We start from the raw sequence: 15,026 nt of genomic DNA on the forward strand, positions 1-15,026 counted from the left end.
GGGTTGGGGAAGGCTGGGGGCATGACCAAGGGCAACGAGACCACGATCACGGACGAGCTGTACGCGTACATGCTGGCCCACAACCCGCCACTGGACCCGGTCCAACGGGAGCTGGTGGAGACCACGTACGCCCGGTTCCCCGACCACGCGGGCATGGTGTCCGCCGAGGAACAGGCTCCGCTGCTCGCCTTCCTCGTCCGGCTGGTGGGCGCCCGGCATGTGGTGGAGGTCGGCACGTTCACCGGGTTCAGCGCCCTGGCGATGGCCCAGGCGCTGCCCGCCGACGGCACACTGATCGCCTGCGACATCTCGGAGGAGTGGACGGCGTACGGGCGCGAGGCCTGGGAGAAGGCGGGCGTCGCGGACCGGATCGACCTGCGCATCGCCCCGGCCCTCGACACCCTGCGCTCGATGCCCGCCGAGCCGCACATCGACTTCGCCTACCTGGACGCGGACAAGGGCGGCTACATCGGGTACTGGGAGGAGTTGGTGCCCAGGATGCGGCAGGGCGGTGTCATCGCCGTGGACAACGTGCTCTTCCACGGCGGTGTCACGGATCCGCAGGCCACCGGGTCGACGGCGGCGATCAAGGAGTTTAACGACCACGTGAGCGCCGACGCCCGGATGGACAGCGTGCTGCTGGCGGTGGCGGACGGCCTGACGCTCTCACGCAAGCGGTAGCGCGCCGGACTTTCCGCTTACCGGCCGGACTCAGCTGCAGCAACCGCCGCCGCAGCAGCCTCCGCCCCCACCGCCGCCACCGGACGGTGCGGGTGCGGACGCGGCGGCGCCGCCCACGGCCACGGCGGAGAGCAGCTTGACCGTGTCGTCGTGGCCGGCGGGGCAGGAGGCCGGGTCCGAGGACTGGGCCATGGGACGGCTGAGTTCGAACGTGTCTCCGCAGGTGCGGCAGCGGAATTCATAGCGAGGCATGGCCCCAGGCTAGAGTCATAGCTGCCCGGCGGCTACGGCCTCCCGGCACTGCGCGGGACTGCGCGGGCTCAGGCGCCGCCGCCGCGCTCCTCGCGGATGTCGGAGACGACCCGGGCGGCGGTCTGCCGTACGGCGTCGGTCTCGGTCAGGAAGTGCCAGTAGTCGGGGTGACGGCCCTCAAGCCCGGCGACGGCCCGGTCCAGCCGCGCCACCGAGTCGTCCAGCGGCCGGGCGTGCCGGGGATCGGGCGTGTGCCGGCCGGCCATGGCGAGGCGCTGCGCGTCCCGTACGGCGAACCGGGTCCGCTCGATCTCCTGCTGCGGGTCCTTCGCCACGGCGTCCAGCCGTTGCAGCCGGTCCCCGGCGGCGGAGACCGCCTCGTCGGTCGCGTTGAGCAGGGCGCGGACCGTGGAGAGCCGGGACGTGGCATCCGCCCAGCGCTGCTCGTCGCGGGCCTTCGCCGCCTCCGCGAGCTTCTCCTCCGCCTGCCTCACGTTGACGGCGGCCTGCTCCGGCACCGGCTGGAGGTCCTGCCAGCAAGCGGCCGAGAAGCGCCGCCGCAACTCGCTGAGGACCGGCTCCACCGAGCCCGTCCGGGTTGTCAGGGCCTGGGCGCGGGTCCGCAGGGACACCAGCCGCCGGTCGATCTCGGCGGCCCGCTCCGGCAGCCGCTCCGCCTCCGCCCGCAGGGCCTCCGCATCCCGCAGGACCACGTCGGCCCGCTGGAGCGTCTCGGCGACACCGTGCTTTCCCGCGCCCTGGTTCAGCTTGGTCAGCTCGGGGGCGAGGGCGGCGAGCCGGGCCGCGAGCTCATCGGCGCGCAGCCCCGCCGCCCGTACGGCGTCGAGCGCGTTGCTCGCCCCGAGCAGCGCCTGCCGGGCCCGCTCCACGGCGGGGGCGAGCCGGGCGAGCTGGGTCTCCGCACTGCCCAGCAGCGTCCCGAGCCCCTGGCCGAACCGGTCCAGCTCGCCCTTGACCCGTACGAGATCGTCCTTGGCCCGCGTCAGCTCGGTGCGGGCGCTGGAGGCGACGGAGGGCTCCAGATCGTCCCGGTCCAGGTCGTGGGCGTCGACGGCGGTGATGTAGGCGTGGCTGACGTCGTCGATCCGCCGTCCCAGCGCGGCGAAGTCCTCGGCCGCCTTGCGGCCGCGGGGTGAGTTGTCGACGGCGTTGATCGTCTCGATGGAGATCTTCAGGTCACGCTGGGCGGTGTCCAGCTCGTAGAAGGCCTCGGCCGCCGCGTCCCTTGCCGCCTGAGCCTCGGCACGCTGGCTTTCCCCACGCCCGCCGAACCACCGCCGCGTACCGCCCCCGGCGAAGGCGGCGGGCAGGATAGCGACGAGCAGGGGCGCGGGCAGCAACGCGAGGGCCAGAACATCCCGGAGCCCCTGGCCCGCCTGCCTTCCCCGGGCCTGCCGCGCGCCCCCGCTCCGGCTTCCCCGGCGGCGCAGCTCGTCCTTGTCCCGTTCGTCCCGGGCAGCGCAAACGCTCTCGACGGCGGAACTCCCACCCGCTCCTGCCTCTGGCCGCGTGTGTGTCGCCGTCACATCCCTCTCCCGTGCTGTTCCGCCCCTGCGGGTACATTCTCCCACCAGGTAAGGACGAACACACGGGCCCGTTAGTTCGCGGTTCTAGTTCGCGGTTCGAACCTTCACCTCCCCGTTGTCGCTGCGAGCCTTCACCACATGGGTGCTGCTGTCGCTGCGCGGCACCCCGATGGCGACCTCCCCGTTGTCGGCGCTCGCGTTCACGGCGTACTTCTGTCCGCCCTGCGGCAGATCGATGACGATGCTCCCGTTGTCGCTGACGGCGTCCACCAGATCGGGCACGCCGCTGAACCCCAGCCGGATCTCGCCGTTGTCCGCACGGGCGACCACGGACTTGGTGCCTATCCGCTCGGCGAGGACGGACCCGTTGTCGCTCGTGAGGTCGAGCGGTCCGCCGGAATCCCGCACGAGGATGTCGCCGTTGTCGGCGGAGAGCTGCAGCGGGGTGTCGAACCCGGTCGCGGTGATCTCACCGTTGTCCGCGTCGGCCGTCACGGTCACCCCGCGGGGCACCTTCACCTGGTGGCGCGCGGCACAGTTGCTGATCATGGCGTCGCACTTCACCCGAAGCGTCAGGGTGTCGTTCTTCATGCTCCAGACGGGATCGGGCCCGCTCCCCAGCACGACCCACCCGTCGACCTGCCGCTCCACCTCGACCTCCTCCACATCGGCCGGCACGAGGGTCACGGTCGAGTCCTCGGCGTCGATGGTCAGCGTCTTCCCCTCCAACGTGAACGTCTTGCGCTCCACGGGCGCGTCATCGACGTCGGTGCTCCCGCACCCGGTGAGACCGAGAGCGAGCAGCGCGGCCCCGCTTCCCACGGCGAGCACCCGGCCGGAGGCCCTGCGGTGCTTGCGGGTCGGTGCGCTGGTACGGATGTCCACGATGATCGGTCCCCCAGGAGGTACTGCCGGACGGTGCCACCGGTCGTCGCTGCCGGTGTACTGCAAACCGTATGGGCCGGGGCCGGGGCAGAGGCATCCGGACGGCTACCGTCTCCGGGGTGGGGTTATCCCCCCTCTCCCTCCGCGACCAGCACCTGCGGCTGGGGAGCCGCCCGGATCTGTTCCCGGTCAGGTTTGTGAGCAGGGGGTCCGGTCCATGTACGCTGTTGCCTCATCCACGGGTGCGTAGCTCAGGGGTAGAGCGCTGCTCTTACAAAGCAGATGTCGGCGGTTCGAAACCGTCCGCGCCCACCAGCAGTGCGAAAGTGCGAAATTGCGAAGGCCCCGACCGTCACGGTCGGGGCCTTCGCCGTTCACGTACAACACGCCGTGTGCCGACCTCCGTTGTGAAGCGTCCGACCGCCTCTTTGCCGGTCCGCCCGGCCGCCGTGGTGCACGGAGTGTTCGGGTGGGGCGCACACTGGAGCCATGGCCCTACCCAGAACGCACCACTGCTCGGCCTGCCCGGACGCCAGCGCAACCGGCGACGTCCTCCATGAGGACCTCGTGGTCGGGGCGCCGCTGTCCATGGAGGAACTCACCGACGCGCAGCGTCTCGACCGGTTCGCGCTCAAGTACGCCCACGACGGTTGCCAGGTCAGAGAGGTCCGGAAGGTCCCGCACGACACCTTGAGCGGTTACGCCTGGGCCGTCCGCTTCAGTGAGGGTTCGTAGCGGACCCGTGGAGGGAGTGGCATGGAATGGGCGCTCCCGGTCCGGCGTTGTGGAGTGGGTGACCGAGAACACCCCTGGTGACCCGTACGTCTTGCCCGAGCACGAAGCGGTACGGCAGCGGCTCGTGGCGGAACACGCCGACACGAGCGAGCGCATGGCGGCACTGAGCCGTGACTTCGGGGCGATCGTCGAGGCGAACGCCTTGGTGGCCGTGGACGACGAGCACGACCCCGAGGGCTCGAGCACCGCTTTCGAGCGGGCGCACGTCGCCGCCCTGCTGGCGCAGGCGCGTGAGCACCTGGCCGATCTGGACCTGGCCGTGGAACGGCTGGCGAACGGCGAATACGGTCGCTGTGAGGTGTGCGGAGAGCCCGTTCCGGCCGCCCGGCTGGAGGTTTGGCCGGCAGCTACGACCTGTGTCGGCTGCGCGGACGGGAGTGCGGGGCGTCGCCGCTGAGCGTGCCGGTGGGACCCGGGGGCGACGCGTGAGCGGCAGGTGGAACACCGCAACAGGGCTCGCAGTACGGGGACGAGGCTCGAATCGTGCGCCGCGCGGCGGAGGCGGGCGCGTGCCGTGTTCCGCGAGCAATCATCGGCCGCCTCCCCTCAGTTGTCGGTGAACACAGGTCGCGTACTCCTGGTCCCCCGACGCGGACCGTGGTGCGGGGCGTACTCCATGATGGGCGCCGGAAAGCAGCGCGGCCGTGGCGGCGCCCCTTCGGGTGCGGGCAGGCCGCAACGTAACGGGGAAAGGCGCACCCATGGAGCAGACCCTTTCTGCGTCCGCGCTCTCCACGGCTCGGCGTGAAGCCCCCCCCGCGGCACCGGTGGGCCGGGCCCTCCCGGGATGCGCTCCCGCGACCCCCAAGGCACCGTGGAGACATGGCCGCGCACCCGCCTGTGATCGTCTACCCGCCCTCCGCGACCGGAGGGCGGCGGGTCACCGTGCACGGGCAGATCGTGGGGCTGGCGCACGGGCGGGGAGAGGTGGCCGCCATGTTGCGGGCCGCCGGGTTCGCGCCGGGGCCGGACCAGGTCGTCGAGCTCGACCGGCCGGGGCTGATCGAATGGCGCGGCGGCGACCTCGACACGTGGGAGTGAGCCTCGAGAGCCGTCACCCGAACGGGTGCGTCCAAGTGGCCGGCCGGCCAGGCCTCAGGGAACGTCGAACCTGATCTGCACGCACCATCAGCGCAGGTCAAGACCGCAGGCGCGCGTGCCTGTCCCGGCCAAGGAGCTCCCATGTCCCAGCCCACCGCACCGACGCCCGGCAGCACCCCCCGCCCCGCCGCATCCTCCGCAGGCAACGACTCCGGCAGCGCCTGGGCAGGCGGCGGGACGCTGTTCGCCGGCTTCCTGCTCCTCGTCGACGGCGTCCTCGGAGTGATCAAGGGCATCGCGGGGATTGCCACCAACGACGTGTACGCGGCGGTCAACGACTACGTCTTCAAGTTCAACGTCACCACATGGGGGTGGATCCACCTCATCCTCGGCGTCGTCCTGATCTTCGTCGGCTGGGGCATCCTCAAGGGCGCGACCTGGGCCCGGGCCGTGGGCATCGCCCTCGTCTCCCTGAACCTGATCGCCAACTTCATGTGGCTCCCGTACACGCCGATCTGGGCCGTCGTCACCATCGCCATCGACGTCTTCATCATCTGGGCCCTGTGCACCGACCGCTCCAAGCCGGCGCTCTGACGTGGCGGACAGCACCCGGACGGACGCCGACAGCACCGGGACGGACCTCGTGGGCCTCGCCGCCGAGGCGTACGTCTACGGATACCCACTGGTCTACGGCCTCTCCATGGTCGGGACCTCGCTCCACGAGGGGTTCGGCGCGCTGGCTGCCGCGCCCTTCAACCGGTTCGCCCACTCCGAACACCTCGCCGACGACCGCACGGAGTTCGTGTCCGTCAACAACGACACCGTCTACTCCATCGCCCAGCTCGACCTGTCCGGCGGGCCGCTGCGCCTCCATGTCCCCGGCACCGGCGGCGCGTACTACGTGCTCCAGTTCATCGACGCCTGGACGAACAGCTTCGCGTACGTCGGCCGCCGCGCCACCGGTACCGCCGAAGGTGAGTGGCTGGTCGTGCCGCCCGGCTGGGCGGGCAGCGTCCCCGACGGCGTACGCGGGGTCATCGACGCCCCCACCTCCGTGGTGACCGTGGCGGGGCGTTACGCCTGCGACGGCCCCGGCGACCTGCCACGCGTCCGGGCGCTCCAGGAGCGGCTCACCCTCGCCCCGCTCGACGGCAGACCCCACCGCACCGGGCTCCCCGCGCCCGAGCCCGGCGTACCGGAGGAGTTGCGGTTCTTCGAGGAGCTGCGGGTGTGGATGGCCGACTTCCCGCCGTCCGCGGCCGACCAGGCGTACCAGGACCGGTTCCAGCCGCTGGGACTGCTGGAGGAGGGCCCCTCGCCGTACGCCGCCGCCGGCCCCGAGCTCGTCGACGCGCTGACGAAAGGGCTGGAGCGCGGGCGGGCCCGGGTCGAGGGTGTCAGCCGCGCCGGGACGGGCGGCGGGGAGCCCGGGAGCTGGAACACGGACCCGCACCTCTTCGACTACAACCTGGACCACTTCGGCGTCGGCACCATCGACTCGCCGGAGTGGCGGTTCGCCGACCGGGAGGCCTCCTACCTGGCCCGCGCGGTGGCGGCCCGGATCGGGCTGTGGGGGAACCACGGGTACGAGGCGGTGTACGCCCAGACCTTCCAGGACAGAGAGGGGCGGCAGCTGAACGGGGCGCACTCCTACGTCCTGCGCTTCCCGGAGCCGCCGCCCGTCGAGTCGTTCTGGTCGGTGACCATGTACAGCACCCCGGACTACTACCTCGTGGGGAACCCGGCCGGCCGGTACTCGATCGGGGACCGTACGCCCGGCCTCGTCCATGCGGACGACGGCTCGCTCACCCTGTACCTCTCCCACGACCGGCCCGCCGACCGGGCGCGGGCGGCGAACTGGCTCCCCGCGCCCGCCGGGGACTTCCGGCCCATGCTGCGGCTGTACACGCCGGGGGCCGCCGTCCTCGACGGGAGTTACGAGATCCCCGCCATCGAGCGGGACGGCGAGTGAGGGCCGCTCGCTCCGGGGCCGAGACCGGGCCGTTGTCAGTGCTGCGGTCCACACTGGAGTCATGTGCCGCAGCATCAAGACCCTTCGCCCGCCCGCCCTCCCTGAAGAGGCCACCGAGGAGGACATGCGGGCCGCAGCCCTTCAGTACGTACGCAAGGTGTCCGGCTTCCGCGCGCCCGCCGCGCACAACCGGGAGGTGTTCGACCGTGCCGTCGACGAGATCACCGAGGCCACGATGAAGCTGCTGGACGGCCTGGAGATCCGGGGAGCGGCCGCCCGGAGCACCGTCGAGGGCTGAGCCCGTTCGGACGGAGGGGCGGGGCGGGTGATACGGCCGGGCCGCGCCCGGAGCACGGCTCAGGGGGAGACCGGCGCCGGTGATGCGACCGGGGTGGGCCCGTTGGGCTGGCTGGGCACGGTGCCGGACGCGATGCCGGGGACGGAGCCCCGGTGGACGGTCCGGGACCCGGTGGCCGTACCGCCGGCCGGGGCCGGTACGTCCGCCGGTACGGAGGAGTCCTGGAGCGACTCCGCCGCGGTGGCCGCCGCCGCGTCCCGCTCGGCAGCCGGGCGCTTCACGACGAACGCGGCCAGTGCGCCCGCCATGAACAGGGCCAGCACCGAGACGGCCGTCCCGAACCAGGTCGAACCGAGCCACCGGCCCCCGAAGTAACCGAGCCCCACGCTGTAGCCCGCCCAGGCCAGGCCCGCCAGGGCCGACCACGGCAGGAAGTCCCGCACCCTGCGGTGGGCTGCGCCCGCCCCGAGGGAGACCACCGAGCGGCCGGCGGGTGCGAACCGGGCGATGACGACGAGCGCGCCGCCGCCCCGGCTCAGCGCCGCGCCGAGACGTTCCTGCGCCTTGGTGAGACGGCGGGACCGCGCGATCGCCCGGTCCAGCCGGTCGCCACCGCGCCAGGCGAGGCGGTACGCGACGAGGTCGCCGAGCACCGAGGCGGTGGCCGCGCAGAGGATGAGGACGACGAGTGAGGGCACTTCACCGGTCGCGCCCCCCGAACCGTTGACGCCGGTCGACCCCGCGGCGGCCGCGGTGGCGGCGGTGATCACGAGGACACCGCTGGGCAGCAGGGGGAGGAAGACGTCCAGGAGCACCGAGACGGCGACCACCGCGTAGATCCATGGGCTGCTGGTCAGTGCGCCCACACTCTCAAGCACCCGTCGACTCCCCGATCGTGTCAACGCCGCGACGTCGCAGGGGAGCGGCATGGGCGGCAGGTTCAGCTGTACAGCGTACGCGTGAGGGTCCTGCGCAGATCGCTCAGGGTCGGGTGACGTTGGGCGGGTCGCGTACACCTGGCGGGCGGTACGGGCGATAGGCAGGCAGAAACGACCGGTACGAGCGAGGAGCGGCAGCGCATGACGGCACAGGTGGATCGGACAGCAGGGGCAGCCGGGGCAGCAGGGATGACGGAGGCAGCCGGGTCAGCAGGGGCGGAACGGGCGTCGCGGGCGCCCGGGACGGTACGGAGGAGGGTGCTGGTGGGCGCGGCCGCCCTGCTGATGCTCACCGGCGGTGCCACCATCGCCCACGGCGCGGCGGACGGCGCGGACGGCGCACCCGCTCCGGACGGCGGCGGGCACGCGGCCCACAGCACCGGCGCCGGGGATGCGAGCGGCAGCGCAAAGGCGAGCGGGGCGAGCGGAACGGGGGAGGCGGGGCCGGTCGGTGGTGCGTCGCGGAGCGGTGGGTTCTGGCTGCGGGCCGACGGAGTGTTCTCCCCGCCCGGCTCCTTCGTCCCGTCCGACGCGCTGACCTACGACACCGGCCTCGTCCCGGCCGCCGCGCGGATCGAGGTCACGCAGTACGCCGACCGGACCACCACCCGTGTCGGCACCCGGCTGCGCGGCCTCGTCCCGAACCGTGCGTACGGGATGCACGTGCACACCTCGCCCTGTGCGGCCGACCCCGCGTCGGCGGGGCCGCACTACCAGCACCGCACCTCGGCCACCGCGGACCCGGTCAACGAGGTGTGGCTGGACTTCCGCACCGACCGGAACGGCGACGGGGAGGCGGAGGCCCGCCATGGCTGGGGCTTCCGGGACGGCGGTGCCCGATCGGTGATCGTTCACGACGTGCAGGGCGGCGCGGGCAAGCGGGTGGCCTGCTTCACGGTGCCGTTCTCGTCCTAGACGCGCACGAAAGCGCGGAAGCGCGGAAGTACGGGACGTACGGAAGTGCGACGGTGCCCCGCCCCCACGCGATCGTCGCGTGGGGGCGGGGCACCGTCCCGTCCGGGGGCCCGGCCACCGGGTCGGCGCCGGTGGGGGTGTGCCGGGGCCCCGGAGTGCCGGGTGTACCGGCGCGTACCAGGGTGTACCGGGGTGTCAGACCGAGACGGCCGTGGCCGGCTCGCGCCTGGAGTCCTCGGCGGCGACACGCCCGGCGCGCGACCCGAAGATCCGGTCCAGGGCCACGGCGCCCGGGCCGGTGAAGACCAGCAGCAGGAACGCCCAGCAGAAGAGGGCCGACGCCTCGCCGCCGTTGCCCACCGGGGTGAGCGCCTCCGGCTGGTGGACCACGAAGTACGCGTAGGCCATGGAGCCGGAGGCGAGGAAAGCGGCGATACGGGTGCCGAGGCCGAGGGCGACCAGGGTGCCGCAGACCAGCTGGATCAGGGCGGCGTACCAGCCCGGCCAGGTCCCGGCCTCTGTCTCCCGGCCGCCGAACACGCCGAAGAGGCTGGAGGCGCCGTGGAGGGCGAAGATCAGGCCGATGGCGAAGCGGAAAAGGCCGAGCGCGTAGGGCTGGGCCCCGTTCAGGCGGATGGACATGGGGGTGGGCTCCTTCGGTTGGGGTGGGGGACGAACCGACTGGGCGCCTCAGGTTAGGGAGACCTCACTATTACTTGCAAGTTCAACATTCTGACGTATGGCTGAAAATCGGTTAGGTCTTCCTGGTGAGTGAACGCTCAAAAACACTCGCCAGCTGGTTGACGCCGCCGACCGAATTGGCCTGGACCAATGTCAGCGCAGAGTTCCGGCCATGCAGGGTCAGTGTCATGAGCTGGTTGCCGAACCACGGACCGCCCGTCCTGCTCCAGGTGACCGGCGACGGTTCCGTACGCCCGTGGCGGGTCAGCATCCGGCCGATGCGCCGGCCTGCCCGGCTCCAGCCGAAGCGGAAGCCCAGCCGGATCGACCGGGGGACCGAGTTGTGAACGGGCGAACACGTCAGCTGGAGGACACGGGCGTGCGGGGCGCCGCCGGGAGTGGCGGAGGGCCAGTGAGGTTCAGCGATGTAGGCGTGGTGCACGTCCCCGGACAGCACACATACCGTCGCCGGGGCGTCCGGGCCGCTCCCCGCGCGGCGGAGCAACTCCGTGAACCGGCTGAAGGAATCGGGGAACGCCGCCCAGTGCTCCAGATCGGCCGCCCGACGCAGCCTCTCCCCGGAGCGCGCCCAGCGGCGGCCCCGGGCCCCCGCGCACAGGGCCGCGTTCCAGGTCTCCGCTTCGTGGACGAGCGGGGGCAGCAGCCACGGCAGCGAGCTGCCGATCAGAAGATGGTCGTACGCGGCGGGGTCCTCCAGCACGCGCTCCCGCAACCAGCGGGCCTCACCCTCGTCCAGCATCGCCCGACGTCCCTCCTCCAGGACGCGGGCGGCGCGGGTGTCCACCATCAGCAGTTGTACTCGGCCGAAAACGCGCTGGTAGCTCCAACGGGTCCGGGCCGGATCCGCGTCGGTCTCCGCGGCGAAGCGGCGCAGGGCCTCGGTGCCGTCGGGGCAGGACCTCACCGCGGCGTACACAGGATCTGCCGCCAGTTCGGCGGGGGAGAGGTTGCCCAGGTGCTGGTAGACCCAGTACGACATCAGTCCGCTGACGATCCGCTCGTGCCACCAGGGCGTGGCGCGCATCTGCTTCTGCCAGGCGGCGCTGGTGTTCCAGTCGTCGACGACGTCGTGATCGTCGAAGATCATGCAGCTCGGCACGGTGGAGAGCAGCCAGCGCACCGCGGGGTCGCGCCACGATTCGTCGTACAGGCAGGTGTACTCCTCGTAGTCCGCGACCTCCGCGCCCGGCGGCTCGCGCAGATCGCGCCGTACGGCCAGCCGACGCCGCGTCGCCGCGGACGTCTCGTCCGCGTACACCTGGTCGCCGAGCAGCAGGAGGACGTCGGGCCGCTCGGCGGCGGGGTCGGAGGCGAGCCGGGCGGCCAGGGTGACCAGCGCGTCCGGTCCCGCCGGATCGTGTCCGTCGCCGGGGGCCGCGGCCCAGCGGCAGGAGCCGAACGAGATCCGGACGCCGTGCCCTTCCGCCGCGGCTGCCCCCACCGGGGGCGTGGTGATGGTGCTCTGCGGAAGGCGGGAGTCCTCGGGCGGCCATACGCGCCGGTCGCCGATCAGCACCTCGTACGTGGTCGTGGTGCCGGGCGCCAGCCCTTCCACGGCCACCAGGGCGTAGTGGTGCCCGCCCACCGCGAAGGTCGGGGACGTTCCCGATCCACCGTCCGCGCACCGGACCTCCACGGTGCACGGACGGCTCGTCTCGACCCAGACGGTCGCGGCGGAACCGGACTCCCAGTCGACGTACCGCAGCAGTGGCCCCAGACGCAGTCCGGCCATGTCGTGCCCTCCTCGCGTCTACGTCATGGATGGGCTCCGTAACGTACAGAACGACGGGGGAGGGCGCACGGGTTCCAGCGGTCGGGGCGGGGGCGGTGTGCGGCCGGGCGTGGGTTCCGGTGGTCAGCAGCCGTTCAGGGCCGCCTGCAGGGCGCTCTTCTCGGCCGAGTCCACGCTCAGGCCGTAGTAGTGCTTCACGTGGACCCATGCGCGGACGTAGGTGCACTTGTACGCCGTGCGCGGCGGCATCCACTTGGCCGGGTCCTTGTCGCCCTTGGCCTGGTTGACGTTGTCGGTGACCGCGATGAGCTGAGGGCGGGTCAGGTCGTTGGCGAAGGACTGGCGTCGGGCGTTGGTCCAGCTGCTCGCGCCTGAGCGCCAGGCTTCGGCGAGGGGGATCATGTGGTCGATGTCGACGTCGGAGGCGGCGCTCCAGGTTGCGCCGTCGTACTGCGAGTACCAAGTGCCGCTGACCGCGGCGCAGGCGGCGTCCTGCTGGACGTTCGCGCCGTCGCGCTTGAGGACCACCTCGCGGGTGTTGCAGGCGCCCGACTGCGTGACCCAGTGAGGGAACTTGTCGCGGCTGTAGCCGCTCGACGAGCCCTCGGCGCCGACGGTGAGCTGGCCGAGGTACGTGCGTGCGGTCGTCGCGCTGATCGGGGTGGGGAGCGCGGCCTGGGCGGTCGGGGCGGTGAGCAGCACGGAGGTGGCGGCGAGGGTGGCGGTCGCGGCGGCGACGGCTGAGCGACGCGCGTAGATACCGAACATGCGAACTCCCTTGGTGTGGGGGGTGCGGGGGGTGCTTGGGTGGGCGGCACGTGGAGCCCGGCCAGCGTGGCGGCGCCAGGTTTCCGGGGGGTGGGCACCAGGTAACAGGTTGACGCCATGTGCACGTCACATCAAGGGGTGTGACGGGGCGTGTGGGGGTGAACCGACCGCCCGGCGTGTGAAGGGAGTTGCGCGCAGAGGGGCGGGCGGAGGTGTTTGCGGTGCGGTCCCGTGGTCGTCGGGACGCGGCGCCGGCGGATCTGTCGTTGCCTGGTGCTGCTTCCGGTCACACCGGCCCTGGGGGCCGTCCTCGTCGTCCTGCCTGCCCTCGCCGCCGTCGTCGCCGCGCGGGCCGGGCCGGGTCGCTCGCGCGAGATCCTGGTGGCCGGGGGTGCGGGCCGCGGTCGAACTCGCCGCGGTCTCCGTGCTCATCGGCTGGGTGGCTCAGCGGCTGGGGTCGCCGCACGGACTTCTGGTGCTGGTGTTCGCCGTGGCCGCCTGAACGGCGGGGCGCCGCATCACCGTCAAGGCGGGGGGCGTTGGGCGAACTCGGCACCCGTTACGGGGAGGTGGAGGCGGGCGCCGTGCAGCTCTTCGTCCTGGCGGCGCTGATCGCGGTGCAGGTGGTGGCCGTCGCTGCGGTACTGGAGCTGGTCGAGCGGGGGTGGCTGCACCGGGGGTGAGCCGCCCGGCCTCGTCTCAGGGGCAGGGGTTTCAGGCCGCGCTGATGTGCAGGCGGATCATGCCGTCTCCGGCCGCCTCCACCCGGATCTGCGTCAGGTCCTCGACGTGCGCGTCCGGCGACAGGGCCGCGGCGCGCGGGCCGACGCCCACCACGCGCATACCGGCCGCCCGGCCTGCCGCGATCCCCGCCTCGGAGTCCTCGAACACGATGCAGTCCGCCGGCCCGAAGCCCAGCTCCGCCGCGCCCTTGAGGAAGCCCTCGGGGTCCGGCTTGCTGGCGCTGACCTGTTCGGCGGTGACACGGACGGCGGGCATCGGCAGTGCGGCCGCCCCCATCCGGGCCGTCGCGAGGGCGCTGTCGGCCGAGGTCACCAGGGCGTGCGGGAGATCGGCGATCGCGGCCAGGAACGCGGCGGCGCCGCCGATCGGGACCACGCCGTCGACGTCGGCGGTCTCCTCGGCGAGCATCACCCGGTTGTCCGCGTAGTTCTCCTCGACGGGGCGGTCCGGGAGCAGGACGGCCATCGTGGCGTACCCCTGGCGGCCGTGGACCACCTTGAGGGCGGCCTCGGGGTCCAGTCCGTGCTCGATGGCCCACCGGCGCCAGCAGCGCTCCACGACCGCGTCGGAGTTCACGAGGGTGCCGTCCATGTCCAGCAGGAGGGCACTTGCGGTGAGGACGGTGGCCGACATCGGCTGGCTCCAGGGCGCGGGGGATGGTGGTGCGGTGACGCGGATGGTGCGGTACAAGAGCAGCCCCGCCCGCCGGTCAGGGAGTGCGGGCGGGAGCTACTTTGTTTCACAAAGATACAAAAACCTGGGCCGGAAAGCCAATCCGCGGGTCGGACCCTGTCCGAAGGTCCGGCGCGGCCGGTCAGCCGCGGCCCTGGCCGGTCGTCTCCGCCTCCAGGGCGCGTCGGGTGTCCGGCCCGTACACACCGGGCGGGTCGCCCTGGATCGCCTTGTACGACTGGTAGACCCGCACAGCGTTCTCCACCCGCTCGTTGAAGTTCCCGTCCGGGGCACCGTGGTAGAGCCACACCTCCGTGAGCCGGTTCTGCAACACGGCCACCTGCGGACCCTGGTCGCCGCGCCGCAGCGGGGAAGGGGCCAGCTCCGCGGGCGGCGCGGCGGACGGCGGGGCCTCGCCGGCGGTCGCCGACGCGGACGGCGCGCCGGGGGTCGGCGTCGCCGGGGCGGAGGCGGTCGGGCTCGGCCGGGCGCTCTCCGAGGGCGAGGCGGATGGGGACGGGGAGGCGGACGCCGAGGGTGCGGGTGAGGCCGACGCCTTACGGGACGGAGCGGCCGAGGGGGAGGGGGAGGGGGACGGGGCTACGGAGGCCGCCGCCGGTTCGTCCGCGGTGTCCGGGGCGCTCGTGGTCGCCTCCGGCAGCGCCTTCTCCTGGCTCCCGTCGCGGTCGAAGAGCCCCCCGGCGAAGGCCGCCGTGCCGACCACCGCCGCCACGGCCGCCCCTACGGCCAGGGCCGCGAAGGGGCGCCTGCGGCGCGGCTGCACGGGGTCGGGGACGCCGGGTGCGCCGGGGACCGTACCGAACGCCGGTCCCGCGTCGGCTGCCGGGCCCGCCCCGAAGACCGGTCCCGCGCCGGAACCGGGGCCCGCCCCGAAACCGGGGCCCGCGCCGGGGCCCGCCCCCGCGCCGGAACCGGCAACCGCGCCCGGCGCGGCGGTGCGGCGCCTGCTCCCGTCCGCCGCCGGGGGCCGGGCCCCGCCGGGACTCGGTGGCCCTGGTGATCTCGGAGCGGGAACGGCCGGCGGTCTCCGAGCCGTTCGCCGGCCGGATGTTCTCCGACCCCT

17 protein-coding genes, 1 tRNA gene and 1 pseudogene are annotated in these 15,026 nt (G+C 72.9%); 10 read left to right on the forward strand and 9 right to left on the reverse strand.

Features of this window, described 5'->3' with window-relative positions:
- Window positions 1–21: 21 nt before the first annotated feature.
- Window positions 22–681 carry a class I SAM-dependent methyltransferase gene (locus ABZ154_RS20030; RefSeq protein ID WP_356834381.1) on the forward strand — a complete coding sequence of 220 codons (660 nt, stop codon included), beginning with the start codon at window positions 22–24 and terminating at the stop codon, window positions 679–681.
- A 30-nt stretch (window positions 682–711) separates the two neighbouring features.
- Here ABZ154_RS20030 and ABZ154_RS20035 read toward each other — a convergent pair whose 3' ends face one another.
- From ABZ154_RS20035 to ABZ154_RS20045, 3 genes are all read right to left on the reverse strand, one after another.
- Window positions 712–933 carry a zinc ribbon domain-containing protein gene (locus ABZ154_RS20035; RefSeq protein ID WP_326706085.1) on the reverse strand — a complete coding sequence of 74 codons (222 nt, stop codon included), beginning with the start codon at window positions 931–933 and terminating at the stop codon, window positions 712–714.
- A 68-nt stretch (window positions 934–1,001) separates the two neighbouring features.
- Window positions 1,002–2,306 (reverse strand): hypothetical protein, encoded by a 1,305-nt coding sequence (locus tag ABZ154_RS20040; protein ID WP_356834413.1) that lies wholly within the window; start codon window positions 2,304–2,306, stop codon window positions 1,002–1,004.
- Window positions 2,307–2,564: 258 nt separating this feature from the next.
- Complete coding sequence (locus tag ABZ154_RS20045) at window positions 2,565–3,365, reverse strand: DUF4097 family beta strand repeat-containing protein (RefSeq protein ID WP_356834383.1); 801 nt, start codon at window positions 3,363–3,365, stop codon at window positions 2,565–2,567.
- A 240-nt stretch (window positions 3,366–3,605) separates the two neighbouring features.
- Between ABZ154_RS20045 and ABZ154_RS20050 the strand changes: the two genes are divergently transcribed.
- The 7 genes from ABZ154_RS20050 to ABZ154_RS20080 all read left to right on the forward strand — a co-directional run bounded on the left by ABZ154_RS20050 (window position 3,606) and on the right by ABZ154_RS20080 (window position 7,471).
- Window positions 3,606–3,680, forward strand: a tRNA-Val gene (locus ABZ154_RS20050).
- Between the two features lie 174 nt (window positions 3,681–3,854).
- The gene (locus ABZ154_RS20055; protein ID WP_356834385.1) at window positions 3,855–4,100 is read left to right on the forward strand and encodes a hypothetical protein; all 246 of its coding nucleotides are present in this window, start codon (window positions 3,855–3,857) and stop codon (window positions 4,098–4,100) included.
- A gap of 58 nt (window positions 4,101–4,158) precedes the next feature.
- Window positions 4,159–4,557: a TraR/DksA C4-type zinc finger protein gene (locus tag ABZ154_RS20060; protein WP_356834387.1), complete on the forward strand. Its 399-nt coding sequence runs from the start codon at window positions 4,159–4,161 to the stop codon at window positions 4,555–4,557.
- Window positions 4,558–4,982: 425 nt separating this feature from the next.
- A complete protein-coding gene (locus ABZ154_RS20065) occupies window positions 4,983–5,201 on the forward strand; it encodes a hypothetical protein (RefSeq protein ID WP_356834389.1) in 219 nt (72 codons plus the stop codon).
- A 141-nt stretch (window positions 5,202–5,342) separates the two neighbouring features.
- Window positions 5,343–5,795: a hypothetical protein gene (locus ABZ154_RS20070; RefSeq protein ID WP_356834391.1), complete on the forward strand. Its 453-nt coding sequence runs from the start codon at window positions 5,343–5,345 to the stop codon at window positions 5,793–5,795.
- Between the two features lies 1 nt (window position 5,796).
- The gene (locus ABZ154_RS20075; RefSeq protein ID WP_356834393.1) at window positions 5,797–7,173 is read left to right on the forward strand and encodes a DUF1254 domain-containing protein; all 1,377 of its coding nucleotides are present in this window, start codon (window positions 5,797–5,799) and stop codon (window positions 7,171–7,173) included.
- Between the two features lie 61 nt (window positions 7,174–7,234).
- Window positions 7,235–7,471: a DUF2277 domain-containing protein gene (locus ABZ154_RS20080; protein ID WP_030564607.1), complete on the forward strand. Its 237-nt coding sequence runs from the start codon at window positions 7,235–7,237 to the stop codon at window positions 7,469–7,471.
- Between the two features lie 59 nt (window positions 7,472–7,530).
- Here the strand turns inward: ABZ154_RS20080 and ABZ154_RS20085 are convergent, their stop codons facing one another.
- Entirely contained in the window at window positions 7,531–8,349 is an 819-nt protein-coding gene (locus ABZ154_RS20085) for a VTT domain-containing protein (protein WP_356834395.1), read from the reverse strand.
- Window positions 8,350–8,673: 324 nt separating this feature from the next.
- Between ABZ154_RS20085 and ABZ154_RS20090 the strand changes: the two genes are divergently transcribed.
- The gene (locus tag ABZ154_RS20090; RefSeq protein ID WP_356834397.1) at window positions 8,674–9,324 is read left to right on the forward strand and encodes a superoxide dismutase family protein; all 651 of its coding nucleotides are present in this window, start codon (window positions 8,674–8,676) and stop codon (window positions 9,322–9,324) included.
- A 195-nt stretch (window positions 9,325–9,519) separates the two neighbouring features.
- Here the strand turns inward: ABZ154_RS20090 and ABZ154_RS20095 are convergent, their stop codons facing one another.
- From ABZ154_RS20095 to ABZ154_RS20105, 3 genes are all read right to left on the reverse strand, one after another.
- Window positions 9,520–9,966 carry a DoxX family protein gene (locus ABZ154_RS20095; protein ID WP_356834399.1) on the reverse strand — a complete coding sequence of 149 codons (447 nt, stop codon included), beginning with the start codon at window positions 9,964–9,966 and terminating at the stop codon, window positions 9,520–9,522.
- A gap of 112 nt (window positions 9,967–10,078) precedes the next feature.
- The gene (locus ABZ154_RS20100) at window positions 10,079–11,758 is read right to left on the reverse strand and encodes an alkaline phosphatase D family protein (RefSeq protein WP_356834401.1); all 1,680 of its coding nucleotides are present in this window, start codon (window positions 11,756–11,758) and stop codon (window positions 10,079–10,081) included.
- A 123-nt stretch (window positions 11,759–11,881) separates the two neighbouring features.
- Complete coding sequence (locus ABZ154_RS20105; RefSeq protein WP_356834403.1) at window positions 11,882–12,526, reverse strand: HNH endonuclease family protein; 645 nt, start codon at window positions 12,524–12,526, stop codon at window positions 11,882–11,884.
- 273 nt (window positions 12,527–12,799) lie between these two features.
- Here ABZ154_RS20105 and ABZ154_RS20110 point away from each other — a divergent pair.
- Window positions 12,800–13,209 (forward strand): annotated as a pseudogene (locus ABZ154_RS20110) (ABC transporter permease).
- A 31-nt stretch (window positions 13,210–13,240) separates the two neighbouring features.
- Here ABZ154_RS20110 and ABZ154_RS20115 read toward each other — a convergent pair.
- Both ABZ154_RS20115 and ABZ154_RS20120 read right to left on the reverse strand, forming a co-directional pair.
- Window positions 13,241–13,903 (reverse strand): HAD-IA family hydrolase, encoded by a 663-nt coding sequence (locus tag ABZ154_RS20115; protein WP_356834405.1) that lies wholly within the window; start codon window positions 13,901–13,903, stop codon window positions 13,241–13,243.
- Between the two features lie 181 nt (window positions 13,904–14,084).
- Window positions 14,085–15,026 (reverse strand): peptidoglycan-binding domain-containing protein (locus tag ABZ154_RS20120; protein WP_356834407.1); only part of this gene is annotated, 942 nt, incomplete at its 5' end.

Source organism: Streptomyces sp. NPDC006261, assembly GCF_040613515.1.
In the GTDB taxonomy this organism is placed as follows: domain Bacteria; phylum Actinomycetota; class Actinomycetes; order Streptomycetales; family Streptomycetaceae; genus Streptomyces.

Excerpts from the sequence above, each read along its gene's own strand:
- ABZ154_RS20080 (WP_030564607.1), top strand. The coding sequence starts at position 7,235 with ATGTGCCGCAGCATCAAGACCCTTCGCCCGCCCGCCCTCCCTGAAGAG.
- ABZ154_RS20115 (WP_356834405.1), bottom strand. The coding sequence starts at position 13,903 with ATGTCGGCCACCGTCCTCACCGCAAGTGCCCTCCTGCTGGACATGGAC.
- ABZ154_RS20095 (WP_356834399.1), bottom strand. The coding sequence starts at position 9,966 with ATGTCCATCCGCCTGAACGGGGCCCAGCCCTACGCGCTCGGCCTTTTC.
- ABZ154_RS20030 (WP_356834381.1), top strand. The coding sequence starts at position 22 with ATGACCAAGGGCAACGAGACCACGATCACGGACGAGCTGTACGCGTAC.
- ABZ154_RS20065 (WP_356834389.1), top strand. The coding sequence starts at position 4,983 with ATGGCCGCGCACCCGCCTGTGATCGTCTACCCGCCCTCCGCGACCGGA.
- ABZ154_RS20070 (WP_356834391.1), top strand. The coding sequence starts at position 5,343 with ATGTCCCAGCCCACCGCACCGACGCCCGGCAGCACCCCCCGCCCCGCC.
- ABZ154_RS20100 (WP_356834401.1), bottom strand. The coding sequence starts at position 11,758 with ATGGCCGGACTGCGTCTGGGGCCACTGCTGCGGTACGTCGACTGGGAG.
- ABZ154_RS20055 (WP_356834385.1), top strand. The coding sequence starts at position 3,855 with ATGGCCCTACCCAGAACGCACCACTGCTCGGCCTGCCCGGACGCCAGC.
- ABZ154_RS20035 (WP_326706085.1), bottom strand. The coding sequence starts at position 933 with ATGCCTCGCTATGAATTCCGCTGCCGCACCTGCGGAGACACGTTCGAA.
- ABZ154_RS20105 (WP_356834403.1), bottom strand. The coding sequence starts at position 12,526 with ATGTTCGGTATCTACGCGCGTCGCTCAGCCGTCGCCGCCGCGACCGCC.